The organism is Gemmatimonas sp. UBA7669, assembly GCF_002483225.1.
In the GTDB taxonomy this organism is placed as follows: Bacteria; Gemmatimonadota; Gemmatimonadetes; order Gemmatimonadales; family Gemmatimonadaceae; genus Gemmatimonas.
Genome location: NZ_DLHL01000051.1, coordinates 225,589 through 252,526 on the forward strand (window position 1 = coordinate 225,589; position 26,938 = coordinate 252,526).

The following is a 26,938-nucleotide window of genomic DNA, read 5'->3' on the forward strand; positions in this document are numbered from 1 at the left end:
GAACTCAGTCGGTGACCTGGAAGGCGAGACGCTGCTCCAGCGCCTCTTCGGTCTTGGCCACGAGGATGGCCGCGAAGATATGCCGAGCCAGCAGCTGGACGGCGTCACCCGCCGTGCGGGCGTCTGCCATGCGTGCCAGGGCCGCCTGAGGCACGGGGCGCCGTGACAAGGCCTGCACGATGAACGCCGCCCCGGCCGGATTGTCGAGCAGGAAGTCCGTGAACAGCGCCGTCACGAACTCGTCCACCCAGATGCCCTCGGCGTTGGGGTCGAGGCGCAGTCGCGTGAGCGCCGGGACCGGGCCGCCGCAGCGCTGTTCGACCCGTTCGACAAAACGCTCCACGGCGGTGTTGAAGAAAAAGTCGAACTGCTGACGCACGTGCAGTTCCATCAGGCGCTCTCCGCCGTCGCGAGTTGGACGTTGATGGCTTCGAGTTGGTCGAGCAGCCGCTGGGCGGCGTCGGGTTCTCCATGCCAGTGCAGCAATTTGTGCGCCTCGGTCAGCTTCTCCACGGCCGGCGTGAAGATGCCCAGGTGGGCCAGCGCATTGCCCTGGTTGGCCAGAATGCGGGCATATCCCACGGGATCCATGGCCCGCGGCCTCACGGTGAGCAGTTCTTCGTAGGCCTCCACGGCCTGCATGAGATTCTCCTGCTGATGACCGGACGGCATGTACTGCATGGCGTTGGCCATGTTCAGCATGGTGCTCGACCACTCATCGGGATGCGCCTCACGATCGTACACCGTGAGCGCTTCACGGAAGGCCTGAACGGCCACCGCCAGACGCAGCTTGTTCCCGGCTTCGGACATGGGCATGGAGACGTAGGCGATGCCGAGGTTGGCCTGAATGCGCGCCCACATGAGTGGGTGGGAGTCACGATCGATGCCGGCGCGCAGGGCCTCCTGATAGAGCTGCACGGCTTCTACCAGACGATGCCGACGCGACTCCGAGTCCTGATGCACGACCAGCGCTCGGCCGCACAGCAGTTCGGCGCGCAGCCCGGGCAGTGGCGAATCGCCAGCCAGATGCAACGCCTCCTGCCAGAGGGCTTCGGCCGTATCCGCCGCTTCCTCGAGCCCCGCACGTTGGGCCAGCAGCTGCGCCGCCAGGATTGGCGATACCACGCGTGCCGCGGCAACGCCCTGTTCGAGCACGGTCAGGGCCTCGGCCACGGCATGGTTCTCCAGATGCCAGGCCGCCTGCACCGCCAGCGCCTGTGCGACGAGTTCCGCGTCGAGCGCGCGGTGCATTTCCTCGACCGGAGGCAACCCGGACACCGCACCCTGCACGTACGCGGCGCAGCAGGCCATGACGCGTACGGTCGGTGCCGACGCGCCGAGGGCGGCGGCCAGATCTCCGGCATCACCGGCGAGCACGAAACGATTGTAGGCCACCAGGGCCGTACCGTGCGTCGATTCATCGGCGGACAGCAATGCCATGGCCTCGTCGCGCGCTCCCGCCAGTGACGCCGCAAAGAAGCGCCAGGCGTTTGGCCAGATTTCGGGGACGCTGCCGCGCATCAGCGCCTCCTGGGCCTGTCTGGCCGTTTCTCTGTCCGTGTCGGAGCGGACGTCGGGTTCCGGCAGCAGCAGCAGCCCGGCCGGGAACGGGAAGATGCCGATGGGTTGCGGACGAACGAGCATGGGAACGGGAAGCAAGGGAGTCATGGGGCGGCCCCTGTGACCTCGGCCGCGACACCGGGCGTCGTATGCAGGGCGACACGAAGGGCACCCTGGCGGTCGTCCCAGAACGCGGGGCACATGCCGGGCGCATAGCGATCATGCAGAGCTTCGCGCACCAGCACCGAGCGGTCACCGGCTGGATTGCGCTGCTTGAGCAACAGGCCGCCGCCACCCGCGCCACGGGTCGGGAGCAGCCACAACTCCTCACCCCGCAGCATGGCCAGCAACGTGTCGTTCGGGAAATACGCCTGGGCGAGATCGGCGCCCAGTACGAGGTATCCCGCCTCGGTGATCTCGATGTCCATCAGGCCACCGTGTGGGACGCCGGCACCGGCGTATCGGCCGGTGCCGGCATCGGCAGATCCTGCGTCCATGCAACGTCCGCGAGGATGCGCTGGATCACCGTTTCCATCGCCGCATCCACCCGGGGCGAGAGCGGCGCACCGGCCGCGAACTGCTGGGCTTCGATGAGCCACACATCGATGCGTGGGGGATAGTCGTCCTTGAGAATCCAGCGGGCGAATGCCAGCGCGTGGTCCCACCGAAATGCGTGCAGGTTGATGCCAGCCAGCGGTGGGGTTTCCGCGTCCACGCCATCGAGGCGAAAGATGGCGCCGGGCTCGGAGCCGCTGCTGCAGGCGTCCACGATGATGACGTGCGGCACGCCGCGCATCTGGAAGGCCACATCCATACCGCCCGTTCCGCCATCGGCACAACGCACGCCGTGCGGCACCCCTCTTTCCCAGAGGTGCCGCACGAGTACCGGACCGACCGCATCGTCGCCGCGCAGCAGATTGCCGCAGCCGACGATGAGCGCCTGCACCGCTGAATTCATCCCATCTCGCCGATGCGGAACCGGGAGAGCTCCTTCCCGGTCTTTTCGTCGTACGCATGCACCGTGCACACCAGGCACGAGTCGTACGAGCGGGCCACATGGCCCATTTCGATCGGATCGTTGGGGTTCTGGATCTCGGCACCGATGAACGCCTGCTCCATGGGGCCGTGGCGACCCAGACGGTCGCGCGGGCCGATGTTCCAGGCGGTGGGCGTGATGACCTGATAGTTCTCGATCTTGCCGTCGCTCAGCACGATCCAGTCGGACAGCGAACCGCGCGCCGCTTCGGTGGAGCCGAAGCCCCGGCCCGTCGCGTGCTCCACGGGCTTGGTATAGAACCGGTCATGCAGGTCGATTTCGTCGAGCCACTTGCGCACCAGGCCAGCATACTTGGGCGCTTCGTGCATGCGGGCCATGACGCGCACGAGGATGCTGGGACCCACCGTATTGATGGCGTCGAGAATGAAGGGGTCGTATTCCTGATGCGAGGCAGCGCCCTCGCGTCCCGCCATCACCTGCCGCGCCAGCGGGCCGACTTCGAGCGGAATGGCGCCCTTGCCCGGCACGTCGTAGCGCGGCGACTTGGACCAGGAATACTTGCCCTGCTTGTGGCCCTCGAGCGGATCGATGGGATCCGTCTCGCCCTGCCATGGATGCAGCGATTTGTCGCCCTTGTAGAACGAGTGTGCGGTGTCTTCGCGAACGTTCAGATGATCGAAGTCATGGAAGGCGCTCCCGTCGTAGATGCCGGCCCGCGACACGAGGGCGTCATTGCGGCCGTCGACCGTGGGGTGCTCGTATTTCGACGGATCGAAGAATGTCCCGGTGGCGAGGAATGCGCCCACGCCCTGGCCATACTTGTCGAGACCGGCCCGCTGAGCGAACCGGATGAACAACCCGCAGTCGGAGTTGCGCTGCGACTCGTTCTCCTCGGCCCACGCCAGCATGTCGTTCCAGCTCTTGATTTCCATCCAGCGCTCGACGGAGCAGCCGAGCCACTGCTTCTCGAGCCAGTCGCGCTTCCAGGCATCGAGAATGGCGATGGAGCGCGTGACGTCGCTGAGCGACGGGGCGCACATCACGCCGCCAGGAATCATGAAACTCGAGTGTGGCCACTGCCCCCCGAACATGGCATAGATCTCGACCGGCTTGGCGGACAACGTGACGCCTGGCTCGAAGCTGGTGCCCACGAAGGCGGCAAACCGGCGCACCACCTCGTCGTATTCCGGGAGATGCTTGTACTTGGGATTGCAGAGGTCGACCGCAAACAACGCATAGAACCAGCGCGGAATGGAGAGCAGGGTTTCGCACGCCTGCGCGATGTTGCGAATGAGGGTCGCGTTGCGCGGGACGTGCGTCTTCCACGCCGTGTCGAGCGCGTAGGCCGCCTTGTACAGATGGGAGCCACCGCAGATGCCGCAGATGCGCGGGGTGACGATGAGACCGGCCTGCGGATCCTTGCCGCGCAGGATGATCTCGAACCCGCGGAACATGCTCGCCTCGGTCCACGCGTCGGTCACGACGCCGTCGCGGATCGTCACGCGCAGATCGAGGTCGCCCTCCACGCGCCCGAGCGGGCTGATGCGCAGGTCGGAGGGCATGGGCTGAGTCGCCGTTGCCATGGCTATGCTGAGAAAGAGAGGGTGAGAGAGAGCGTGCCGTCAGGCCACGTCAGAAACATCAGACGACGAACATGTCTTCCTTGGTCCACTTGGGCGCCGCAATACGCGCCGCGGCGGCGTGGGCCATGTACGAAACGTGATCGGTGCCGGTGGGCACTTCCTTGGGAATGGTGCCGCTCACCTTCTGCGTCTTGAACACCGTGCCCGGCTTGAGATCATGGAACGGCCACTCGGGCTCGGTGCAACCGGTGCAGGGCATGCCGGCGCGGGTCTTCGACGACTGCCGGTTCCACAGGATGCGATTGCATGGCGAGTGCGTCATCGGACCGCGGCAGCCGAGCTCGTAGAAGAGACAGCCTTGCCGCGTGCCCTGACCGAACTCCATCGTGCTCTGTTTGTATTCGAAGTATTGCACACGCGTGCAGCCGGTCTGCGTGAACGTCTTGAAGAACGTCTGCGGACGCTGGAGATCGTCGAGGGCGATGTCGCCGGCACGACCCGAGGCGATGGCCACCAGGATCTGCGTCACCCAGTCGGGGTGCGCCGGGCAGCCGGGGATGTTCACCACCGGCAGCCCCCACTTGGACTTGAAGTCGGAGCCCAGAAATCCGCCGTGATTCCGCTTCATGTACTGCAGTCCGATGTTGTCCACCGGATTGGGATCCACGGCCGGAATGCCGCCCCAGCACGCGCAGTCGCCCAGCGCGACGACCGCGCCGGCGTGCGCCGCGAGTTCCTTGACCCAGTCCTTCATGGGCCGGTCGGCGAACATGTTGAAACGGCCGGTGTTGTTGGGCCCGAGAATGACCGTGCCCTCGAAGACGAACAGATCGAGCTGCCGACGCCCGGCGGCGAGGTCGTCCAGCATCTGCCGGACGGGCGCGCCCATTTCGACACCAAGCGAAGGGTGCCAGAGGATGTCGATACCGAAGTCCGTGACCAGATCGCACGCACTCGGCTCTTCGGCATTCAGGAAGGACATCGTGTTCCCGGAACACGCGCCACCCTGCAGCCACAACACCGTTGCCATGTGGGAAGTCTCCTGGTGGGGAGGGCCGGATGCACCGGCGGGAGGAGGGAGGGGAAGGGGCGTCGGGCGCGGAACGCTCTCTGCGCCGAACCGGATGGCACGATGCGCCTTGGCGGAGCGCGCAACAATAGCAAGAACTAGGTACGCGACGGTCTGCGCGAGGCGCCTAGGGTCCGCTCATCGGGCCGCCTTGCGGACTGCCGTGCTGACTGCTCTGCAGCACGATGAGCCCGCGGCCGGCGGCGATGCGCACCAGCTCCACCTGGTTGTGGGCGTCCAGTTTCTGCATGAGGTTGGCGCGATGTCGGGTGGCCGTGTGCGGTGAGATGTTGAGCGTGTCTGCCACGGCCGATGTGGTGAGCCCGTTGGCAATGAGCTGCAGCACCTCGCGCTCCCGCGCCGTCAGCGTCGTGGGGCGGATGCGCGACTCCTGCAGCCGGACCCGGTCAATGGCCGCCGCGAGATAGCGCTGCCCGCGCAGCACCGCGTCGATGGCGTGGAACAGCTCGTCGTCCATCGAGTCCTTGAGCAGGTAGCCGTTGGCACCCGACTGCAGCGCCTGACTCACCAGATGGGCCTCGTCGTGCATGGACAGCACCAGCACCTTGGTCGGCAGTCCGCGGGCCCGCACGCGACGCAGCGTCTCCAGCCCGTCGATACCCGGCATGTTGAGATCGAGCACCACCAGATCGGGACGTTCGCCTTCGATCAGCTCGAGTGCGGTCTCACCGGATGGAGCCTCCCCCACCACGTCGTAGCGTCCATCGAGGCGCAGCAGCACGGCCAGCCCGCGGCGCACCAGGGCGTGGTCATCGACGAGCACCAGACGCGCACGCGCCGTCATCGGCAAGGCAATTGCACGCGGATCCGGGTGCCTTCACCGGCGCCACTGGTCAGTTCCAGGTGCCCGTTGAGTTGATGCACCCGCTCGGCGATGCCACGCAGGCCGAGTCCCTGCGACTGATCCTGGACGTCGAATCCACACCCATCGTCCTGGATGGCCACCGAAAGGAACCCGCTGTGCTGGGTCACCTCGATCTGGACGCGTGTCGCACCGGCGTGTGCGGACACATTGGTGAGGGCCTCCTGCACGATGCGGAATACGGCCGTCTCATGGGCCGGAAAGCGTCGATCGTCGAGCCCGTCCACATCGAGCTGCACCACGAAGCCGCCGCGCTGCTCGGTGTCGTGCACCAGCTGCGCGAGCGCCGTGCCCAGTCCATGCTGATCAAGAGCCGGCGGCCGCAGGCGACGCGCCAACTGACGGAATCGCGCCGTGGCCTGATTGACCTGCATACGCAGTTCGTCGAGCGGGGCCCGTACGGTGGGCGCATCATCGGGCATGACGCGGGCCAGCACCTGCAAGGCCAGCTTGACCCCGACCAGTGCCTGACCGGCCTCGTCATGCAATTCGCGTGCGATGTGCTGGCGCTCTTCCTCGATCCGTTCGGCGTGCTGCGCGAACAGTCGACGGACTTCGGCGTTCTTGGCCGCGAGGGCGCTCACCAGCCGGGAATTTTCGATGGCCATGGCCGTCGTATCGGCCAACGCTTCGAGAAACGCGGCGTCGTTCCATGTGAAGGCCGGTCGGCCGACGCCGCGGTGCAGCTCCAGAAAGCCCACGACCTGATGCGAGGCGTCACGCAGCGGCACACACACGGCATGCTGCACGCCGTCCTGCTCCACGAGATCGCTGTCACGCGCCAGATCATGCGCATAGTCGGCCGTGAGATAGGCAAACTCATGGTCGAGCACACGACCCGGGATGCCCTCCCCGCGTGCCCAGCTGATGGGACGGCGCCGCCAGCGGCCGTTCCGCCAGTAGGCGTCCGACTCCAGCACGGCCTCGCCCGATGGTCGGGTCACCGACAGGCCGCCGCAGCCTCCGTCGGCCTTGAGAAACTGGGCCGCATGCTCGACCATCTCGTGCACCAGCGTCACGGGCTCACGATGCCGGTGCACCGCGCCGGAGAACGCGAGCAATGCCTCCATGCCGTTGGACCATTCGGCCAGGCGTGCCAGCAGCTCCGAGCGATCGAGGGCCACCGACAGTTGGTTCGACACCACCTCCAGCGTCTGCAGTGTCCCGTCGCTGCACGTCACGGTCGCCGGCCCTGCAAGGCAGAGCACCGCCACCGGGTGTCCGGCATGATGCAGGACGGGCAATGCGACCAGACTTTCCCAGCCCAATGCGCCGGGCGTGATACGCGTACCCGTGACCGGTTCGTCGGGAGCGCGGGACACATGCCGCGTGCGCCTGGCGGTCACCACGCGCATGATGGTACGGAGCGCGGGCTGCATGTCGAATCCGCCCTCGGAGCCCGCGGCCGATCCGGCGATGGACACCGCCTGCACATCCCCTTCGTGCACCGTGCCGAGGGCAACGAACGGCAGGGCCATGTGCAGCGCCATGGTACGGCACAGCGTGGCTCGCAGCGTGGCGCCGTCCGGCTCCCGCGCCAGTGCGCCCGATACCGCCGACAGCAATGCCAGTCCATCGGACGCCCGGGCGGACGTGTCGAACACGAGATGAGGGGCCGCCGACACGATGGCGCGGGTGCGGGTCAGACGGGCAGCGCGGCGCGCCAGCGTTCACGGGCGGCGTCGAGCGTGGTGAGCCATTCGTCGAGTCCCTGGCTCGTGCGCGTGGAACAGGTGAGGACCGGCATGCCCGGGCGCACGGAGGCAATGGACGATTCGGCCGCCGCCCGGTCGAACTCGCACGGCACGGCCAGATCGTACTTCGTGATCATGGCCAGATCGGCCGAGTTGAACATGGTCGGGTACTTGAGCGGTTTGTCCTCACCTTCGGTGACCGACAACAGCACCAGACGCAGCGCTTCGCCCAGATCATACGACGCGGGGCACACCAGGTTGCCGACGTTCTCCACGAACAGCACGTCGAGTGCGTGCAGGTCCCAGCCGTCGAGATGCTGCTCGATCATCTCCGCTTCGAGATGACAGCGTCCGTGGGTATTGATCTGCCGCACCGGCGCCCCGCTGCGTGCCAGACGCTGTGCATCGTTGTCCGTGGCCAGATCCCCCACCAGAGCGGCAACCCGCACACCGCGAGCGTGCAGCGCCGTGAGCGTCCACTCCAGAAACGCCGTCTTTCCGGTACCTGGACTCGATACGAGGTTGACCACAAAAACGCCGGCGTCGACAAACCGCCGCCGCAATCCCCGCGCCAGCTCGTCGTTCTTGCGAAGAATGCCTGCGCGCACCTCGACGATGCGCGTGGTGGGAGCCGTCGTGGTCACGAAATCGGGTTCGCAGAAGACACGGAGAATGACGAACCGGGTGACGAGGTGATGTCATCGGGCTCGTCCAGTTCGAGGCGGGTGAGATCCAGCTCCCGACCACGCCGGATGTCGGCGCTCGGCGTATCACACACCGGACACCGGAATCGGTTCACGCCGGGCAGGTCATGTTCGGCATCGCACCGGACACAATGGATGGCGATGGGCACGTCGTCGATGATGAGGCGAGAGCCCGCCAGCAGCGTGCCCTCGGTGACAAGATCGTATGAAAACTCGAGGGCGCCGGCCTCCACGCCGCTCAGGCGCCCTACGGCAAGGTACACCGTCCGCACGCGTGTCGCGCCGAGGCGTGTGGCCTCGGCGGTGACCACGTCCACGAGACCCTGCGCGATCGATAGTTCATGCATGCTGCATCATGCTCCATGATCAACGGGCGAGCGACTGTCCATACGCCTTGGACACCTTCAGGCCGAACTGGAGAGCCCGTGCGACATCGGGGTCGCGCAGCGCCTTGAGCAGCGCCAGCACCCCCATGGGCTTTTCGTCTGCCGGGGCGCCGTGCGCCTCGTCGTACGAGGTAGCCGCCGAACGGCCGATGGTGGCCAGGACTTCGACCGTCCGGGGTTCCAGCATGCCGGACTTGACCAGCGTCTGGCCGGCGGCCACCAGCGGGGGCAGCGCGGACAGCACATCCTGGAGCTTCACGAAGTCGTTCTGCGACGCGCGCTTGAGTTCCTCCACATCGTCTGACAGGGCAGTGGCGATGGTGTCGCCGCGGCGCAGGAACCCGTCGATCGCCTCGAGCGTGAACGCGGCCAGTTCGAGCCGGTCCAATACGGCTTTGACCGCGTCGATCGTTCGCTCATCCCCCAGGCGCTCGATCAATCCCGAGTCAATCAGTCGTTGAAAGGCTGGGGTAGCGGATATGTCGGCCAACTGCACGCCGACACGCGCCAACTGCGGAATGCGGCCGATGACGTCGCCGGTGGCGGTTTCGTCGCCGGTGAGTTTTTTCAGATCCGATACGCTCTCCGCCACGCTCTCGGCGACGATATTGGCGCGCGCGAGAAACCCGTCCAGGGCATCGGCCACGAAGGCGATGACTTCCAGGCGGTCGAGCAGGCGGTTGAGTGCATCAACGGTTTTCTCTTCCGACAGGCGGGCCAGCAACTGCTCCTGGGCAGCGCTGGAGGCGGAAGGCAACGCGGTCCCCATGGAGGTCCTCCAGGGATCGGGGTGAGATGCGGCAACTTTACGTGCTGAGCCGTCGCCCGTCATGGCAAGATCATGCTATTTCCACCCTGAACCTCCGTTGACGACGTTCCGGACGTGTCATTCCCTCCCCTCAGCGCACCCGTCGCCGCGTCCTGCGGACGGCGGCGTGTCGTCATTCACCTGCGCGGGATCGTGCAGGGTGTCGGGTTCCGTCCCTATGTGCATCGCCTCGCCGTGGCGGAGTCGCTGGGCGGCACGGTGCGCAACGCCGGTGGGGAGGTGGTGGTGGAGGCCGAAGGCGCCGTGGCGGCCGTGGGGCGCTTTCTGGCGCGTCTCCCTCAGGAACTGCCGGCGGCGGCGCGTATCGATGATTGCCGGGTCGAAGAGACGGCGCCGATCGGCGAAGCGGTATTTTCCATCGCCTCGAGCGTGCCGACGGCATCGGACGACATGCAGGCCGCCGAGCAGACGGCGCTGCCGATCGCTCCCGATCTCGCCACCTGCGCCGATTGCTGGGCGGAATTCCACGACCGGCAGAACCGCCGTTATCGCTATCCGTTCCTGAACTGCACACAGTGCGGCCCGCGCTACACCATCGTGACCGGGGTGCCCTATGATCGGGTGCGCACCACCATGGCCCGCTTCGCGATGTGTGCGGCATGCCAACGGGAGTACGAGGACGCCGGGGACCGGCGTTTCCATGCCGAGCCCACGGCCTGCGCGGCATGCGGTCCGCAGCTCATGTGGCAGGCGGTCATCGAGGGCGTTGCCCGGGAGGCGGCGTCTCACACCGCGGTCCTGGGATCCGCGGCACTGGAATGCGCGTTGGCAGTGCTGCGCGCCGGTGGCATCATTGCCGCCAAGGGACTGGGTGGCTACCACCTGCTCTGCGATGCGCAAGACGAGAGGGCCGTGGCGCGTCTTCGCCGCGACAAGGACCGGCCGCACAAGCCGTTGGCGGTACTGGTCGCTTCGGTCGCCGATGCACGCCGCGTGGTGCAGGTGGATGCGGTGGCTGCCGGCGCCCTGATGTCGCCGGCGCATCCCATCGTGTTGCTCACGCCGCAGGTCGCGTCGGGGCTTGCCGACGGCGTTGCGCCGGGTCTCGATCAGGTGGGAGTGATGCTACCTGCCATGCCGCTGCATGCCTTGCTGGCAGAATGTGGTCCGCTGGTGTGCACCAGCGGCAATCTGTCGGAAGAGCCCATGGCATGGCGTGATGCAGACGCCATGACGCGTCTGGCGCCGCTGGTGGATGGTGTGCTGACGCACGACCGCGAGATCGTATTGCCCTGCGATGACTCGGTGGTGCAGATCGATCACAGCGGCGCGGCGGTGCCGTTGCGTCGTGCGCGGGGCTTTGCGCCGTTGGCCATTCGGGTTGTGCCGGGTTCCCGGCGCGACGGGGCTGATCGCGGTACTGTGCTGGCCGTCGGCGCCGAACTCAAGTCCGCGGCGGCGCTGCTGCAGGCCGGGCGGCTCACCCTGTCGCCGCACCTGGGCGATGTGGCCAGTCCGGAAACACTCGAGGCGCTGTCCTTGGCCGTGAAGCGCCTCGAAACGTCGTTGGGGGCGACGCCCGATGTCGTCGCCTGTGATGCCCATCCCGGCTATCTGTCGTCCCTGTGGGCCGCGGCGCGCGCCGCACGCGACGGTGTGCCGCTGGTTCGTGTGCAGCATCATCACGCGCACCTGGCGTCGCTGCAGGCCGAAGCGGTGGCGCGGGGAGCGCTGGCGCCCGATGTCGAACTCGCCGCATTCACATTCGACGGCACCGGCTACGGCGAGGACGGCACGATCTGGGGCGGAGAATTTCTGCGTGGTGGCGCGGCAGGATTCGAACGCCTGGCTTCGTTGCAGTCATTTCTGCTTCCCGGCGGCGATGTGGCGGTGAAGCATCCATGGCGCATCGTCCTGGGGGTGCTCGATGCGGTTGACCGCATGGATGCTGCGCCCATGGTGCTGTCGCCGCACGTGCCCCTCGAAACGCTCAGCCTCGTACGCCAGCAACTCGAGCGACGCGTCGCCTGCACGCGCACGTCGAGCATGGGACGCTGGTTCGATGCCTGTGCCGTGCTGTGCGGCGTGACACCGCACAACACCTATGAAGGACAGGCGGCCATGCAGTTCGAAGCGCTGGCGTCCCGCTGCATGGCAACGGCGCGGGCTCCTCGCTATCGCTTCCGGCTGACCGATGGAGTGCTCGATGGCACACCGGTCATTCACGCACTGCTCGACGATGTGGCGCATCTGCGTTCGCGCGGCGTCGCCCGCGCCACGCCAGCCTTCGCCGAACTCGCGTGGGGCGTGCACGCCGCCGTGGCTGATGCCATGTACATGGTGGCGGCGTGTCATGCGCCGGCAGATCCCGCGGGAGCCGAACGCGTGGTGGGTCTCACCGGTGGGGTGTTCCAGAACCGCCTGCTGACGCAGTTGGCGGTGCAGCGACTCGAAACCGCGGGGTTCACCGTGCTGACGCACCGCCTGGTCCCCTGCAACGACGGCGGGTTGGCGCTCGGACAGGCCACCGTGGCGGCGCATCAATACGCCACCGATTGCCCGACATCCTGAACCGTTCATGTTCGCCAAGAGATAAACCCATGATTACAACGCTCCTCCCGGCACTCGGACTCGGCTTTCTGGTGGGTTTCCGCCATGCGTTTGAACCCGATCATCTCGCGGCGGTCACCACCATGGCCAGTCACGAGCACGGCGTGGCGCGCGCCGCACGACTCGGGGTGGCGTGGGGTATCGGCCACACGCTTAGTGTGGGGCTGGTTGCCGTTGTGCTGGTCACCCTGGGCGTGCATGTGCCCGAACGATTTCACACGGTGGCCGAGCTGGGCGTTGCGCTCATGCTGATTGTGCTGGGTGTGGGAACGCTCGTGGCCGATCTGCGCCGACCAAGAAGGATTCATGATGTCAAAGACGCTGGTCGTCACGATCAGAACACCATTGGTACCCACATCAAAGAGAGTCGCGCGTTCACGGGAAACCCCCGGGCCCTCGGGTTCGGCATTCTGCACGGGCTGGCCGGCAGCGGCGCGGTCATCGTACTGGCGGTGGCGGCCGCGACCGACCAGCGCACGCAGCTCAGTTATCTGGGAGCATTCGGTGTCGGAAGCATTGCCGGCATGGCCATGGTGTCCGCCTTGTCTGGCGCAACCGCCGGGCTGGTGGGACGGACACATGCACCGGCGCTTCGGTACGTGCGGTGGGGCGCTGCCGGCCTGAGCGCCGTCGTGGGAGTCATGCTCGGCACCGAGGTGCTGCAGAGCTGGTGAATACGTGTGTCGGACGTGTGGGCTGCGGGGGAATATCGATGTAACTTTCAGATTCCCCTTTCCCTTTCCGACATGTCCAACTCCCGCCGAGACTTCCTCAAGACCGGCGCTGCAGTGGCCGCCGGCACGTTGGTTGCTTCGTCGCCCCTGCTTGCCGAGTCGCGCCTGATCGTGCCCGGCCCGTTGAGTGACCTGCCGCGCCCCGATGATCCCGCCATCAAGGCGCTCATGGAGGTTGCGCTCAACACGGCCAAGTCCGGTGGCGCGTCGTATGCCGACGTGCGCGTGGCCGCGCGTCGCCAGCAGAATGTCAACACGCGCGATCGCATCGTGCAGGGAGTGAGTGATACCGACACCTACGGGCTCGGTGTGCGCACTCTGGTGGATGGCGCGTGGGGTTTCGCCGCCACGAGCAAGCTCGATCGCGACAGCGTGGCCAACGCCACCAGGGCGGCTCTGGAACAGGCGCGTGCCAATCGCGCCTCGCAGTTGCGGCCCGTGGTGCTGGCGCCCACGCCCGGCAATCAGGTGGGCGAGTGGAAGAGTCCCATCAAGGTCGATCCGTTCACCATTGCCATCACCGACAAGGTGGCCTTCCTGTTGGCGGCCAACGAAGCGGCGCTCAAGGTGAAGGGCGTGCGCAACGTGACGTCGAGCATGTTCTTCCTTCGGGAAGAGAAGTCGCTCATGACGACCGATGGATCGTACATCGTCCAGACCATCTATCGCACGTCGCCCAACATGAGCGTCACCGCCGTGTCGGCCGACTTCAGCGACTTCCAGACGGTGCAGAGCAACGAAGTGGCGCCGATGGGTCTGGGATACGAGCACGTGACAGGCAGCCGGTTGGCCGAACGCGCGCCGGAGTGGGGTGAACTCGCGGTACAGAAGCTCACGGCCAAGCCGGTGGATCCGGGTCGCTACGATCTCCTGCTGCACCCGTCCAATCTCTGGCTCACCATTCACGAAGTCATCGGCCATCCCACCGAGCTCGATCGTGCGCTGGGCTTCGAGGCCAACTACGCCGGCACGAGTTTCCTCGCCCCGCCGGCCAGCGTGCTGGGCAAGCTCAAGTACGGCACGGAGCTCATGAACATCGTGGGCGACCGGGAGCAGCCCGGTTCGCTGGGCGCCATCGGTTGGGACGACGAAGGGGTGAAGCCCACCAAGTTCGACATCGTCAAGAACGGCATCTTCGTGGACTATCAGACCACGCGCGAGCAGGCACCCATGCTGGCCGACTACTACAAGAGCGTCGGCAAGGAAGTGCGCTCCTACGGATGTTCGTACGCGCAGAGCTGGGCCGATGTGCAGTTCCAGCGCATGCCCAACGTGAGCCAGCTGCCCGGCAACAACGACGACACGTGGGAAAGCATGATCGCGAAGATGGATCGTGGCATTGCGATCGTGGGCGATGGATCGTTCTCCATCGACCAGCAGCGCTACAACGGGCAGTTCGCCGGCCAGGTGTTCTACGAGGTGCGCGGCGGCAAGATCGTGGGCCAGCTCAAGGACGTGGCTTATCAGTTCCGTACGCCGGAATTCTGGAACTCGCTCAAGGCCATCGGCGGCCCGCGCAGCTATCACCTGGGCGGCGCTTTTGGCGACGGCAAGGGTCAGCCCAGTCAGTCCAACTCCGTGAGCCACGGCTGCGTGCCGTCGCTCTTCCAGCAGGTGAACGTGATCAACACCGGGAGAACGGCATGAGTGCCATGGGACCCCGTTCGCTCTACGCGCCGGTGAATGTGCTTTCGCGTGCCGAGGCGCAGGAGCTCGCCCAGCGTGTGCTGCGCAATTCGCCGGCCGAGGAAACGCGCGTCAGCATCAGCAGCGCCGCGCGCGCCGACACACGGTTTGCGCTCAATCAGGTCACCACGTCGGGCGAGAACCAGGACACACAGATCACCATCACGGCCTACGCGGGCAACCGCTCGGCCAGCGTGAACACCAACCGGCTCGATGAAGCCTCGCTGGCGGCGGCAGCGCGTCAGGCCTACGAGATCGCGAAGCTGGTGCCGGAAAACCCCGAGCGCATGCCGGAGCTCGGGCCGCAGAACTATCCGCCGCTGCGTGAGCGGGCCATGACCATGCCCTCGCCCACCGAACGCGCGGCGGCGGCCAAGATCGTGACCGAACTGGCGCGCGCCAACGAGCTCGTGGCCACGGGCTTCATTGAGAGCCGCGCGGGCGCGACGGCGCTGGCCAACTCCAAGGGCCTGTTCGCGTACGATGCGAGCGCCTCGGTGACGATGACGGCCACCGTGCGTTCGCCCGATGGCACGGGATCGGGCTGGGCCTGCAGCGATGGCAACAGCTTTGCCGATCTCGATCCGACGACACTCGCGGCTACCGCCGTGCAGAAGGCCAAGGATTCGCGCAATCCGGTGGCCATCGAGCCGGGTCGCTACACCACGATTCTCGAGCCCACCGCCACGGGCAATCTGGTGCAACTCATTGCCAACGCCACGCAGGCGCGTGCGGCTGACGAGGGGCGTTCGTTCTTCTCCAGGCCCGGCGGCGGCAACAAGATCGGGCTCAAGGTGGTGGACGAGCGCGTCACGCTGCTCACCGATCCGGCCGACAGCCCGAGCCTCACCGGGGGCTACGACAACGACGGCGTGCCACTCGAGAAGGTGGTCTGGATCGAGAATGGCGTGGTGAAGAACCTCAACTACGACCGATTCTGGGCGCAGAAGCAGGGCGTGCAGCCCACGCGGGCCGGTGGCGGCGGATTCGGCGGCGCGCGCACGCTGCGCATGATGGGCGGCAATACCAGTCTCGCCGAGATGATCCGGAGCACCGAGCGCGGTGTGCTGGTGACGCGCTTCTGGTACATCCGCAGCGTGGATCCGCGCACCATTCTGTTCACCGGACTCACACGTGACGGCACCTTCCTGGTGGAGAACGGCAAGGTCACGCGCTCCATCAAGAACTTCCGCTTCAACGAGAGCCCCATCTTCTTCCTGAACAATCTGGAAGCGCTCGGGCCCACGGTGCGCATCAACGCGTCGGAGAGTCTGTCGGCGGGTGGCTCGGTGTGGATGCCGCCGATCAAGGTGCGGGACTTTACGTTCTCGAGCTTGTCGGACGCGGTGTAACTCCAAACTCATGACTTGAACTCAAAGCTCAGAGCTGACCGGACTGTCGGTTAGCTCTGAGCTTTGAGTTGAAGTTTTGAGTGTTCAGTTTCGGGCCGGCGTGGTCTCAAACCGCCTGCACAAATACACACCCGGCCTGCTGCGCCATGACGTTGGCGAAGATGCCGCTGGGCTGCATGATGACGCCCGGTACCAGCATGCTGTTGGCCTTCGTGCGCGCCTCGGCCGGCGTGAGCTTGTCCTTGCGCTGTACGAGTCCCACCACCGAGCGATACGCGAGATTGCAGGCCAATACAATGGCGCCGCCCTCGATCTGCTTGTCGAGCATGAGCGCGGCGAAATTGGCGGGCGTGTCGGCACCTGGGGCCGGGAGCACCGGGTTGAACTTGAGTGGCTTGCCGTCGTCGCCCTTGAGCTTCTCTTCTTCACCCACGTTGTAGGTGGTCCAGAAGTCCTGATTCATCGCGAGGTGAATGCCGTTGTGTCGAATGACCATGACGGAGACCATGTCACCCTTCTTGGGCTTGAGCACCTCGTTGTACTGACGCTGCCAGATGCCCGAGCGCAGCACGCCGACGCCGCCCTCGACTTCCGGTACGTCGAACATGGCGCGGTGCTTGCCTTTGATGCGCTTGGCCCAACTCGTGTCCCACGTCTCCTGCTGCTGCGCGAAGTCGAGGTACGCGTCGAGTTCACGCGCGGCGTGGCCGCTACCTGCAACGGAGCTGGCGTCGAGGGAAGTGGCCTGACTGGTGGCGGGCAATGCGGCAAAGGCAGCAGCACTGAGACCGGCGTGCTTGAGAAACGTGCGACGCGCCGAGGACATGCGGGGAGGCTCCGGTAGGGACATGCGCGGGACGCGCCGGTCGGAAATGAAAACAGGGAATACCTGATGATGGCGAACCGCCGCGGCATTGTCACGCGTGGGCACAGGCGCGTACGGGTGCGCGGGTGCTTAGCCCAGGCGTCCCCACTTCACCCGGCAGTACACGGGATGGAAACCCATGCGCTGGGCATTCTTCTGGGAGGTGCTGCCCGGTGCTGCCACCATCATGGCCAGATCGCAGCCGGCCTTGGCGGCGTGGGCCAGCCGCGACTCGAAGAGCGCGCGCTGCACGCCCTGACGCCGCGCGTCGGGCCGGGTGCTGGCGCCCGCAAAGAGGGCGACGCCGTCGTGCAGATGGAGCGCCCCGGACCCCACGTCCTCGCCTCCCAGAGACGCGAGAAAGCTGAACGTGCCCTCGGCCCGGGCGCTCACGCGGCCCAGCGTACGCATGAAGGCGGCGAGTTCCGGTGTTTCGCCCCAACCGGCGGCGGCCACGTCGGCCCAGTGATCGGCCTCGTCGGACGCCGCCACACGTACCGTCGGAGCCTCGGCGGCAGCGTGGGCGGGCACGCGATCGGACGCGGTCATCGGGCGCAGCAACACCATCGACCACTCCACCACCGCGTAGCCGCGTGCGGCCAGCAGCGGCAACACCGCGGGGTCGGCCATGACACTCACCTCGTGCATCACATCGGCGCCGCGCTCGGCAAAGAAGGCCTCGAGTGCATCGAGCTGGGCGCCGAGGCGGGCGTCGGGCGCCTCGGCATCAGCCAAACCAAACACACCGAGTCCGAAGGTTTGCGTCAGCGGCGAACCGACGCCATCGAACATGGCCCACACGCCATCGATGTCGCGCCAGGTGGCGCCCGCCTCGGGGTACAGCGCGGCCCGCGCGTCAACAAAGGCCGCATTGGCGTGCGCTTCAACGCGCTCGAGGCGCTGCGCGAGCGGGAGATCGGCGAGGCGGAGTTCTGACGTCATGTCGTAGGTTGGTCTGCGTATATTGCTGTATGCTTCACCCGCTCATTCGTGTTGTCGTCACGCAGGCCGTGGACTCCGCTGGTCGCTACACTGGCGGCGGGCTGCCCAAGGGCGGTGTCATGCTCGTGGTGCTGGTGCTGCTGTATGGCCTGCCCAGCATGCTGGCCTGGTCTCGGCGCAGCTCGCGTCGCTGGAAGATTACGGCCATCAATCTGCTGTTGGGATGGACGGTGATTGGTTGGGTGGTGGCCATGGTCCTCACCTTTCTGTACGAGCCCCCACCGCCGGGTGAGACCGACACGCCGCATCATCGCATGGACGAGGGCGCCGCTCCGCGTTCGTAGGTGTGCACGAGGTCGCGCAGCCACTGCGTGCGTGTCTCGTCGAGTTGATCCCACGAAAAGCGAAAGGTCCAATTGCCGCTGGTACGTCCGGGCAGGTTCATGCGGGCCTCGCTCCCCAGCGCGAGTAGGTCCTGCATGGGCAGGAGCACGGTGTCGGCTACGGAAGACATGGCCGCGCGAATGAGCGCCCAGGGCATGTCGTCCGAGGTGCAGGCGAGATAGCGCAGCGTGCGAGCCTTTTCTGCCGCGACGTCATCGGCATGGCGCGTTGAGTCCCCTTCGCCTGTTGATTGCCACCAGCCCATGGTGGTGTCGTTGTCGTGCGTTCCGGTGTACACCACGAGATCGCGCGCGAAACGATGTGGCTGAAAATCCGAGTGCTCACTCGCAAACGCGAATTGCAGAATGGCCATGCCCGGAAATCCGCAGCGCTCGCGCAGCGCAGTCACGTCGGGTGTGATGAGTCCCAGGTCTTCGGCCACAATGGGCAGTGGTCCGAGTGCCGCGTGCATGGCCGCGAAGAATGCTTCGCCCGGCCCATCTGCCCAGCGCCCCGACACCGCCGTTTGTGCGTTGCCCGGTACTTCCCAGTAGCCGGCGAAGCCGCGGAAGTGATCGAGACGCAGCACATCGAACTGCGTGAGTGCGCGGCGCAGGCGCGCCGTCCACCACGCATAGTTGCCTTTGGCCATGGCCGACCAGTCGTACAGTGGATTGCCCCACAACTGTCCGGTGGCGCTGAAGTAGTCCGGAGGGACGCCGGCCTGCACGGTCAGCGAACCATCGGCCTGCAGCTGAAACAGCTCGCGGTTGGTCCAGACATCGGCTGAGTCGTGGGCCACGTAGATGGGCACGTCACCCATGAGACGCACGCCGGCAGCGGCGCAGTAGCGACGCAGCGCGTGGAACTGCTGATCGAACACGAACTGCTCGAGGACGCGCCGTCTGATGGCGGGCGCCAGTTGCAGCCGCGCGGCCGCAAGCGCCTGTGGTTCGCGGTCTCTCAGTGCAGAAGGCCACTGGGTCCATGACGCGCCACCTTCAGCTTCCTTGATGGCCATGAAGAGCGCGTAGTCGGGCAGCCAGTGCGCCTCGCGTTCGACAAAGTGCTGCACCGCGTCGTCCAAGGGCAGCGCATCGAGCCATGCGCGTAGCGCCGCCGGTTTTGTGGCGTGCACGGCGGCGAAGTCGACCTGCGCCGGTTCGTGGCCCGTGGCGGTCGTCGTGTGGCGCGCCGTGTGCTGCTCGGGTAGATGAATGAGCAGCGGGTTGCCGGCAAAGGCCGAGAAGCACTGGTAGGGCGAGTCCCCGTATCCGGTGGGCCCCAGCGGCAGCATCTGCCAGAGGCTGAGGCTGGCTGTCCGCAACCAGTCCACGAAGCGATGGGCTTCAGGGCCGAGGTCGCCAATTCCGCCGGCGGAGGGCAGGGAGGTGGGATGCAGCAGCACGCCGGCCGCGCGAGGAAACGCCATGAGGGGAGTGGAGTACAGAGCAGGGCTGGCGCGGCGCGATTGGCCGCGCCGCAACAACAGAGCGCTCGTCGAATCTCGGCGTGGGGCGGCGGCTTGGCCAGCGGTCTGGTCCGGGGTCTCTCCGGCACGTGGTGAAACGAGCGGGCGCGTCCACCGTAATAACGTATACCTTATGAACACTCCCCGAAATTTCCCTGCGGCGCTGTGGTTGACGACCACCATGTTGGCCCTCACGGCCTGCGTGTCCACCACGCGTGATGCGGGTGGTCCGTCCAGTGCCCCGTCCAGCGGCGCGCTGCTGTCCACGACCGGTCAGTCCACGCCGACGCAAACGGTGCTTGATGTGTTGCGCGCGGACCGCGAGTTCGCGCGGCGTGCGGGCGGCGCCTCGTTCCCCGAGGCACTGCGCGCGGGATTTTTGCCCGGCGTCATGATGCCTGCGCCGCCAACGCGCATCGTCGCGGGCGTGGACTCGGTGCTGGCGGTGTTTGCCAACTCGCCCGATGCCGGCGGGCGCATGACCTGGACGCCGGTGGGGGCGGGCGTCTCAGGCGATGGCACGCACGCCTACACGGTGGGGGTGGGCCGTGTGCGGCGCGCGGACGGTACGCGAAGCCAGTTCAAGTATCTGAGCTACTGGATACGCGTCGGTGACGGCTGGAGGGTAGCGGCGTGGCGACGGCGCCCGGTAGACACGAATGTGGTGCTCGATTCCACGATGCTTGCGCCGCTGCTTCCTGCTCGCGCGTTTCCCGCTGTGGACGCTGCGGGTATGGTGGCCCATCGCCAGAGTCTCATGGCTGCCGAGCAGGGTTTCTCCGATTTGGCGCAGCGCATCGGCGTGGGGGCCGCGTTTGCGGAGATGGGTGACGAGCAGGCGGTGAACGTCGGCCCATCATCGCTGGGGCGCTTTGTGGTTGGTCCGCGCGCCATTGCCATGGCGGTGTCGGGCAATCAGCCACTCACCGCGCCCAGTGCGATTACGTGGAACGCTGACACGGCACTGGTCGCCTCCTCGGGCGATTTGGGCATCACGTTCGGTGTCATTCGGCCGAAGCAGCCGCCAGCGGACAATCCCAACGCCGGCGCCTCGTTCTTTACGATCTGGCGCCGCTCCTCGCCGAATGCGCCGTGGCGCTACGTCGCCGAGTAGCCCCCGACCCCGACCCCGACCCCGACCCCGACCTCGACCCCGACCGCAGTAGCCTCGCTCGCGGTTCCTTCCCGCCGTGCGCCCTTACGCCGTCCACCTTACGCAGTACCCCATCTCATCTCTCACCATCCCAAGCTCTCACCGTCTCACCGGAGTCGGTGCGTAGGACTCGAGATCGCGGGACATCAGGAGTGTCCCCAGCACAACGAACGCCGAGATCCAGAACGGACTCGCCTGTCCCGTCGCGTCAAAGGCGATGCCCAGCACCACCGGAAACGCCACGCGCGTGATCCCGCCATAAGTGTGCTGCACACCCATGTAGAGGCCCCGGTCCGCGCTGCTCACCACACGTGACAGCATGGCCGTGACACAGGGGAAGGTGAACGCCGTGCCCAGCGGCAGCAGGCCCACGGCCAGCGCCAGCGTCACGTAGTCACGCGACAGCGACACACCAACCAGTCCCGTGGCCAACAGAATGAGCCCCACGCGACTCAGTCGCGCCTCACCAAACCGGTCAATGATCTTGCCCAGCAGCAGCGCGCGCACCACCACGCTCAGTGTGCCGATGTACATGAACACATAGCCGATGGTGGTCTCGTCCACGCCAAAACGCCACGCGAGAAAGAGTGCGAGCACCGCGGTCGTGCCCTGAAACGCGCCGATGGCCAGCGCGTAAATCAGGATCAGGCGAGACGCCGGCTCCGCGGGATGCGCCACCACACGCCACACCGTTTCGCGGGAACTCCGGCGCACGGCCTTCACACCCGTCTGCTGCTCGGTGGTGATGTTGGGTTTGCGGATCTCGGTGAGGTACTTCCAGGCAAACGCCATGTTCACGAGACAGAGCGCCGCCGCCATCAGACCGGGTGTGTGTTTGCCCCAGATCTGCAGCCACGAACCGATGACCGGTCCCAGCGCGACACCGGCATTGGTGGCCGCCGACAGCCATCCCAAACTCTTGGCGCGATCTTCCGGGCGGGTGGCATCGGCCACATAGGCCTGAATGACACTCACCGTGCCACCACCCGCGCCCTGCACAATGCGCGACAGGAACAGCAGCCACAAACTGTCGGCAAACGCAAATACGATGTACGCCAGCGCACTGGCGCCCAAGCCCACCATCAGCGCCGGGCGTCGGCCGTAGCGATCACTGAAGCGGCCCCACATCGGCGCGCTGAGCAACTGCGCCACGCTGAACGACGACACCAGCAGGCCAACGACGAACCCACCCGCGCCAAGATCCTTGGCATAAAACGGCAGCAGCGGGAGAATCATCAGCATGCCCAGCATGTCGATGAAGGCCGCCACCATGAGGACGGTCAGCCGGCCGAAGGCCGACCGTCCGTCGTCGATGGGATGTTCGCCGGTGTGCGTGTGCTGCGTGGGCGTTGGCGAACCGGATGGGTCGCCGGGCGTGTTGCTCACTCCGTCTTCCCCAGCGCCGCAGGGGCCGTACTGCGTCCCACCAGACCGGCCAGGGCGATGATGGTCAGCACGTAGGGGATCATCTCCACGAATTGGCTCGGTACAAGTTGGGCGCCCTGCAACTGGATCTGCAGTGTCTCCGCCGCGGCAAAGAGCAGGCAGGCCACCGCTACACGGGCCGGTTGCCAGCGGCCGAAGATGACCGCCGCCAGCGCGATGAAGCCACGTCCCGCCGTCATGCCATCGGTGAACTGATGCTGATCGAGAGCGAGATAGGCGCCACCCAGTGCCGCCATGGCGCCGGCGATGTACAACCCGAGTACCCGCAGGCGCATGACGTTGACACCCAGCGACGCGGCCGCCTCCGGCTTTTCACCGATGGCCCGCACGCGCAGGCCAAATGGCGTGCGGTACAGTACCCAACCCAGTGCCGGCAACGTCACAAGACCGATCCATACCACCGGGTTGGTAAACGACGCCAACATGGCATTGCCCACGCCTTCGCCACCAAAGCCGGCCACACGCGGGGAGTTGCTCGAGCTGTCGAAGATGAGACGCAGGAAATACCGCGTGCCCGCCACCACGATGAGATTGATGGCCACACCCACCACGACCTGATTGGCCCGGAAGCGCAGCGTGGCCACGGCGAGAATGGTGGTCATCACGGCGCCGGCCGCGAGCGCACCGGCGAGGCCGGCCCACGCGCTGTCGCCATAGTAGGCACCGAGTGCGGCACCGAAGGCCCCTGACAGCATGAGGCCTTCGAGACCGAGGGCAATCACGCCCACGCGCTCGGACAGCACGCCGCCGGCAGCCGCCAGCAGATACGGCACGGCAATGCGCAGCGTCTGCAGGAGGAAGGCAATGGCCATCATGACGCGCGCCCTCCGCTGGTCTGCTGCGCCCGTGTGAGCGCCGCCATGGTGCTGGCGGCCGCCGCGCGCAGCTGCCGCTGCACCTCAGGCACCGCCGTGGCCACCGAGAGAATGACGACAGCGGTGAGAATGTCGGTGAGTTGCTTGGGTACGATGGCGTTCACGGCCAGACCGCCCTGCGACAGCGTGGCGAACAGCAGGGCAGAGAGCACAATGCCGAATGGGTGATTGCGCCCCACGAGTGCCACGGCAATGCCGAGGAAGCCGGCCCCACCGGCAAAGCCGTCTTCGTAATAACCCTTGTAGCCAAGCACGAAGTTCACGCCGCCCAGTCCGGCGAGCGCGCCAGACAAGGCCATGCTCGTCCACATCACACGCGGCACATGCACGCCGCCATACTCGGCCGCGTCGGGTTGCAGGCCCACGGCCCGCAGCTCGTAGCCGCTGCGGGTACGGAACAGCCACCACCAGCTCGCCGCCGCCGCAGCCAACGCGAGCAGCAGCACCGCGTTGGCCGCGCTGCCGCTGAACACCGAAAACCAGTCGGCCAGACGAGGCAGCGTGCCCGCGTGAATGTCGGGCGTGCGCAGCGTCTCCGGCAGATGCAGGTGCGTGGACACCACCCAATTGAGCAGTGCCAGCACAATGAAGTTGAGCATGATCGTGACGATCACTTCGCTCGCGCCAAAGCGCGCGCGCAGCACACCGGGCACCGCACCCACACCGGCGCCCGTGAGCATGGCGGCCATGACGCAGAGCGGCACCGCCAGCAGCCCCGGCATGCCAGCCGGCAAACTCAGACCCAGCAGCGCGGCACCAAATCCACCGGCGGCCAGCTGACCTTCGGCTCCCACATTGAACAGTCCCGCGCGGCCAGCGAGCGCAAACGCGAGACCGGTGCAGGTGAGCGTGGTGGTTTTGTACAGTACCTGGCCAATGCCATAGGGATTGCCCCAGGTGCCCTTGATGAGCAGCGCGTACACCGCCGCCGGGGACTCACCGAATGACAGGATGAGCAGGTCACCGATGACGGCCGCGATGCACAGCGCCACAATGGGCGGCAGCACCGCCTCGAGTGCGCGCAGCGTGGTCGCGCTCAACGACGCGCTGCCACTGGCGCCCGATGTAGACGAGCCGCTCATGCCGCCGCTCCCGTCATGTAGGGGCCCAACCGCTCCGCGCTGCAAGCCTGTCTGGGCAGCACGGTTACAAATCGTCCGCGATACATCACGGCAACACGGTCGGCCAGGGCCAGCACTTCCGAGAGATCGGCGCTGATGAGCAGAATGGCCTTGCCGGCGTCACGCGCGGCCCGCAGCTGCGCGTGAATGAACTCGATGGCGCCCACGTCCACACCGCGTGTGGGCTGCGCGGCCAGCAGCACACCAAAATCGCGGCCCATCTCGCGAGCAATGACGATTTTCTGCTGGTTGCCGCCGGACAGCGCACGTGCCGGTAGCGCGGGCAGTGGCGGCCGGATGTCGAATCGCGCCACCTGCTCCGCGGCATGCCGCTGAATGTGGGCCTGATCGAGACCGGCGCGCGTGGTGAAGCGATGCTGCTGCCCGAGGATGAGATTGTCGGCGATGCTGTAGTCGAGCACGAGGCCGCGACGATGCCGGTCTTCGGGAATGTGCGAGAGTCCCGCATCGGCACGCTGCCGTACCGACAGTCCCGAGAGCAACTGCGCGTCGAGTTCGATGCGGCCCTGCTGCAAGGGTCTCAGGCCCGCGATGGCTTCGAGCAGTTCCGTCTGTCCGTTGCCTTCGACACCGGCCACTCCAAGAATTTCACCGCCGGCCACGTCGAAACTGAGATCGGAAACCGCCGGTGTGCCGCGGTCGGTGCGCAAGGACAGATTGCGCACCACCAGTCGCGCATTGCCTGCACGCACGCCAGTCGTGACGGCCACCGTATCCGACTCGGCCCCACTCGCCGCGCTGTCTCCAGCACTGTCTCCAGCACCGTCCACGGCACCCATGGCGTCGAGGTGCAGATTGACATCACGTCCCACCATGGCGCGCGCAATGTCCCGCGGCGTGGTGCCGGCCGTGGCAAAGCGCGATACCGTGGCGCCTGCGCGCATCACGGTAATGGTGTCGGACACCGCAATGACTTCGTCGAGCTTGTGCGTGATGAGCACGACCGTACCGCCATCGTCGCGCAAGGCGCGCAGCACCGTCCAGAGCTCCTGCACCTCCGGCGGCGACAGCACCGCGGTGGGCTCATCCAGAATGAGCACCCGTGCGCCGCGATAGAGCGCCTTGAGAATCTCCACGCGCTGCGCTTCACCCACCGACAAGTCGGCCACCAGAGCCCTGGGGTCGACATGCAGTCCGCACTTGAGACAGAGAGCTTCCACCTCGCGCACCGCGCGTGGAAGGTCCACCTGCCAGCCCGCGCGCGGCTCGGTGCCCAGCACCACGTTCTCGGCCACCGTGAGGGTGGGCACGAGCATGAAGTGCTGATGCACCATGCCCACGCCAGCGGCGATGGCTTCGGTGGTCTTCCAACCCGAAACGTCCTTGCCGTTCACGCGCACACGACCCGCGTCAGGCGCATACATGCCGGCCAGCACGCGCATGAGCGTGCTCTTGCCGGCGCCGTTCTCACCCACCAGCGCGTGAATCTCGCCGTGTGGCACCTGCAACGAGGCGTCGCGATTGGCCACCACACCGCCAAACGTCTTGACGACGTTTTGAATGTCGATGGCGAGTGGACCGGACGGCGCTTCCGTGGACAACACGGCGTTCATCGGCCACCCTCACGCGTGGACGGCACCACGATGCGACCGGCCACGATGTCGGCCGTGAGACTGTCGAGCCGCGCACGCACGGCATCGGAAATGAGCGCGCGATTGTTGTCGTCGTACACGTAGCCCACACCCTTCTCGGCCAGGCCGAATTGCTGCACGCCACCGGTGAACGTGCCTTCCTTCACCGACTTCACCGCCTGGTACACCGACTCGTCGATGCCCTTGACCATGCTGGTGAGAATGAAGCCCGGCGCCTCGGCATACTGATCGGCATCAACGCCGATGGCCAGTTTGCGCGTCGTGCGCGCCGCTTCGAACACGCCCAGCCCCGTGCTGCCGGAGGCGTGGAAGATCACGTTCACGCCCTGGTTGTACATGGCCAGCGCCATCTCCTTGCCGCGCCCCGGATTGCGAAAGGCCTCGGGGGTCACGCCTGCGTAGTTGGCAATGACTTCACAGTCGGGGCAGACGTGGCGCACGCCCGCGCGGTAGCCGGCCTCGAACTTGTGGATGAGGGCGATGTCCATGCCGCCCACAAAGCCCACCTTCTTGCTGTCACCCACCAGGGCGGCGAGGGCGCCCACGAGAAACGAACCTTCTTCCTCGCGGAACTTGAGCGCCTTGAGATTGGCAGGCAGCGGCAACGGCGTGCCCGACGCGTCCGTCGGCAACGCCAGATCTACGTCGGCAAAGCGCACGTTGGGATATTCCTTCGCCAACGTGAGGATGTCGTCGGTGAAGATGAAGCCCACGCCGATGACGAGATCCATGCCCTCGGCCGCGAGCAGGCGCAGTCCGGCCTCGCGGTCGGAGCCCTCACCCGGTTCGATGTAGGTGACACGCGCGCCGAGGTCGCGGGCCGCGCGCTCGCCGCCCAGATAGGCGCCGTCGTTGAAGGACTTGTCGCCGCGGCCGCCGACATCGAAGACGATGCCGACATCGAGGCCTTCGGTGGTGTCGGCTACCGTCGCCCCGGAGGGGCGTACGGTGAGCAGGGCGACATGGGCGAGTAGTAGCGCCCCGATCAGGAGGAGGGTCCGACGCATGGCCCCGAAGGTTCGCCGCCCGAGGGCCCGACGG

General features: G+C 66.4%; 25 protein-coding genes. 6 read left to right on the forward strand and 19 right to left on the reverse strand.

Going from position 1 to position 26,938, the window contains the following annotated elements:
* Positions 1-4: 4 nt before the first annotated feature.
* The 11 genes from B2747_RS15110 to B2747_RS15160 all read right to left on the reverse strand — a co-directional run bounded on the left by B2747_RS15110 (position 5) and on the right by B2747_RS15160 (position 9,645).
* Positions 5-391 carry a hypothetical protein gene (locus B2747_RS15110; RefSeq protein ID WP_291162718.1) on the reverse strand — a complete coding sequence of 129 codons (387 nt, stop codon included), beginning with the start codon at positions 389-391 and terminating at the stop codon, positions 5-7.
* A complete protein-coding gene (locus tag B2747_RS15115) occupies positions 391-1,668 on the reverse strand; it encodes a hypothetical protein (RefSeq protein ID WP_291162720.1) in 1,278 nt (425 codons plus the stop codon). The genes B2747_RS15110 and B2747_RS15115 overlap by 1 nt, the downstream gene beginning before the upstream one ends.
* The gene (locus tag B2747_RS15120; RefSeq protein ID WP_291162723.1) at positions 1,665-1,988 is read right to left on the reverse strand and encodes a hydrogenase maturation protease; all 324 of its coding nucleotides are present in this window, start codon (positions 1,986-1,988) and stop codon (positions 1,665-1,667) included. Before B2747_RS15120 ends, B2747_RS15115 begins: the two co-directional genes overlap by 4 nt.
* A complete protein-coding gene (locus B2747_RS15125) occupies positions 1,988-2,518 on the reverse strand; it encodes a hydrogenase maturation protease (protein ID WP_291162726.1) in 531 nt (176 codons plus the stop codon). The genes B2747_RS15120 and B2747_RS15125 overlap by 1 nt, the downstream gene beginning before the upstream one ends.
* Positions 2,515-4,140 (reverse strand): nickel-dependent hydrogenase large subunit, encoded by a 1,626-nt coding sequence (locus B2747_RS15130; protein ID WP_291162729.1) that lies wholly within the window; start codon positions 4,138-4,140, stop codon positions 2,515-2,517. The genes B2747_RS15125 and B2747_RS15130 overlap by 4 nt, the downstream gene beginning before the upstream one ends.
* Before the next feature lie 58 nt (positions 4,141-4,198).
* The gene (locus B2747_RS15135; RefSeq protein WP_291162732.1) at positions 4,199-5,170 is read right to left on the reverse strand and encodes a hydrogenase; all 972 of its coding nucleotides are present in this window, start codon (positions 5,168-5,170) and stop codon (positions 4,199-4,201) included.
* Between the two features lie 166 nt (positions 5,171-5,336).
* Positions 5,337-6,014 carry a response regulator transcription factor gene (locus tag B2747_RS15140; protein WP_291162735.1) on the reverse strand — a complete coding sequence of 226 codons (678 nt, stop codon included), beginning with the start codon at positions 6,012-6,014 and terminating at the stop codon, positions 5,337-5,339.
* Positions 6,011-7,696: a GAF domain-containing protein gene (locus tag B2747_RS15145; protein WP_291162738.1), complete on the reverse strand. Its 1,686-nt coding sequence runs from the start codon at positions 7,694-7,696 to the stop codon at positions 6,011-6,013. Before B2747_RS15145 ends, B2747_RS15140 begins: the two co-directional genes overlap by 4 nt.
* A 38-nt stretch (positions 7,697-7,734) precedes the next feature.
* Positions 7,735-8,430, reverse strand: coding sequence for a hydrogenase nickel incorporation protein HypB (hypB, locus tag B2747_RS15150; protein ID WP_291162742.1), 696 nt, complete (start codon positions 8,428-8,430; stop codon positions 7,735-7,737).
* A complete protein-coding gene (gene hypA, locus B2747_RS15155) occupies positions 8,427-8,837 on the reverse strand; it encodes a hydrogenase maturation nickel metallochaperone HypA (protein ID WP_291162744.1) in 411 nt (136 codons plus the stop codon). The genes hypB and hypA overlap by 4 nt, the downstream gene beginning before the upstream one ends.
* 19 nt (positions 8,838-8,856) lie before the next feature.
* Positions 8,857-9,645, reverse strand: coding sequence for a DUF1641 domain-containing protein (locus B2747_RS15160; protein WP_291162746.1), 789 nt, complete (start codon positions 9,643-9,645; stop codon positions 8,857-8,859).
* 114 nt (positions 9,646-9,759) lie between these two features.
* On the opposite strand from B2747_RS15160, the gene hypF reads away from it, so the two are divergent.
* The 4 genes from hypF (at position 9,760) to B2747_RS15180 (ending at position 16,027) form a co-directional block, all read left to right on the forward strand.
* Positions 9,760-12,216, forward strand: a complete 2,457-nt coding sequence (gene hypF, locus B2747_RS15165; protein WP_291162749.1) for a carbamoyltransferase HypF — start codon at positions 9,760-9,762, stop codon at positions 12,214-12,216.
* A 29-nt stretch (positions 12,217-12,245) separates the two neighbouring features.
* Complete coding sequence (locus B2747_RS15170) at positions 12,246-12,929, forward strand: hypothetical protein (protein WP_291162752.1); 684 nt, start codon at positions 12,246-12,248, stop codon at positions 12,927-12,929.
* Positions 12,930-13,001: 72 nt separating this feature from the next.
* A complete protein-coding gene (locus B2747_RS15175; RefSeq protein WP_291162755.1) occupies positions 13,002-14,636 on the forward strand; it encodes a metallopeptidase TldD-related protein in 1,635 nt (544 codons plus the stop codon).
* The gene (locus B2747_RS15180; RefSeq protein WP_291162758.1) at positions 14,633-16,027 is read left to right on the forward strand and encodes a TldD/PmbA family protein; all 1,395 of its coding nucleotides are present in this window, start codon (positions 14,633-14,635) and stop codon (positions 16,025-16,027) included. Before B2747_RS15175 ends, B2747_RS15180 begins: the two co-directional genes overlap by 4 nt.
* Before the next feature lie 106 nt (positions 16,028-16,133).
* On the opposite strand, the gene B2747_RS15185 is transcribed toward B2747_RS15180, so the two are convergent.
* Positions 16,134-16,853 carry a hypothetical protein gene (locus B2747_RS15185; protein ID WP_291162761.1) on the reverse strand — a complete coding sequence of 240 codons (720 nt, stop codon included), beginning with the start codon at positions 16,851-16,853 and terminating at the stop codon, positions 16,134-16,136.
* Positions 16,854-16,982: 129 nt separating this feature from the next.
* Positions 16,983-17,834 (reverse strand): GNAT family N-acetyltransferase, encoded by an 852-nt coding sequence (locus B2747_RS15190; RefSeq protein WP_291162764.1) that lies wholly within the window; start codon positions 17,832-17,834, stop codon positions 16,983-16,985.
* A gap of 29 nt (positions 17,835-17,863) precedes the next feature.
* On the opposite strand from B2747_RS15190, the gene B2747_RS15195 reads away from it, so the two are divergent.
* Positions 17,864-18,178: a superinfection immunity protein gene (locus B2747_RS15195; RefSeq protein ID WP_291162767.1), complete on the forward strand. Its 315-nt coding sequence runs from the start codon at positions 17,864-17,866 to the stop codon at positions 18,176-18,178.
* Here B2747_RS15195 and malQ read toward each other — a convergent pair.
* Positions 18,142-19,650: a 4-alpha-glucanotransferase gene (gene malQ / locus B2747_RS15200; RefSeq protein WP_291162769.1), complete on the reverse strand. Its 1,509-nt coding sequence runs from the start codon at positions 19,648-19,650 to the stop codon at positions 18,142-18,144. The genes B2747_RS15195 and malQ overlap by 37 nt on opposite strands.
* Positions 19,651-19,822: 172 nt before the next feature.
* Between malQ and B2747_RS15205 the strand changes: the two genes are divergently transcribed.
* Complete coding sequence (locus B2747_RS15205) at positions 19,823-20,803, forward strand: hypothetical protein (protein WP_291162771.1); 981 nt, start codon at positions 19,823-19,825, stop codon at positions 20,801-20,803.
* A 138-nt stretch (positions 20,804-20,941) separates the two neighbouring features.
* Here the strand turns inward: B2747_RS15205 and B2747_RS15210 are convergent, their stop codons facing one another.
* Genes B2747_RS15210 through B2747_RS15230 form a run of 5 tightly spaced genes read right to left on the reverse strand, consistent with a single transcriptional unit; the run spans position 20,942 to position 26,904 of the window.
* Positions 20,942-22,228, reverse strand: coding sequence for an MFS transporter (locus B2747_RS15210; RefSeq protein ID WP_291162774.1), 1,287 nt, complete (start codon positions 22,226-22,228; stop codon positions 20,942-20,944).
* Positions 22,225-23,103 (reverse strand): ABC transporter permease, encoded by an 879-nt coding sequence (locus B2747_RS15215; RefSeq protein ID WP_291162777.1) that lies wholly within the window; start codon positions 23,101-23,103, stop codon positions 22,225-22,227. The genes B2747_RS15210 and B2747_RS15215 overlap by 4 nt, the downstream gene beginning before the upstream one ends.
* Positions 23,100-24,245, reverse strand: coding sequence for an ABC transporter permease (locus B2747_RS15220; RefSeq protein ID WP_291162780.1), 1,146 nt, complete (start codon positions 24,243-24,245; stop codon positions 23,100-23,102). The genes B2747_RS15215 and B2747_RS15220 overlap by 4 nt, the downstream gene beginning before the upstream one ends.
* A complete protein-coding gene (locus B2747_RS15225) occupies positions 24,242-25,858 on the reverse strand; it encodes an ABC transporter ATP-binding protein (protein WP_291162783.1) in 1,617 nt (538 codons plus the stop codon). Before B2747_RS15225 ends, B2747_RS15220 begins: the two co-directional genes overlap by 4 nt.
* Positions 25,855-26,904: a BMP family lipoprotein gene (locus B2747_RS15230; RefSeq protein ID WP_291162786.1), complete on the reverse strand. Its 1,050-nt coding sequence runs from the start codon at positions 26,902-26,904 to the stop codon at positions 25,855-25,857. The genes B2747_RS15225 and B2747_RS15230 overlap by 4 nt, the downstream gene beginning before the upstream one ends.
* Positions 26,905-26,938: the final 34 nt, after the last annotated feature.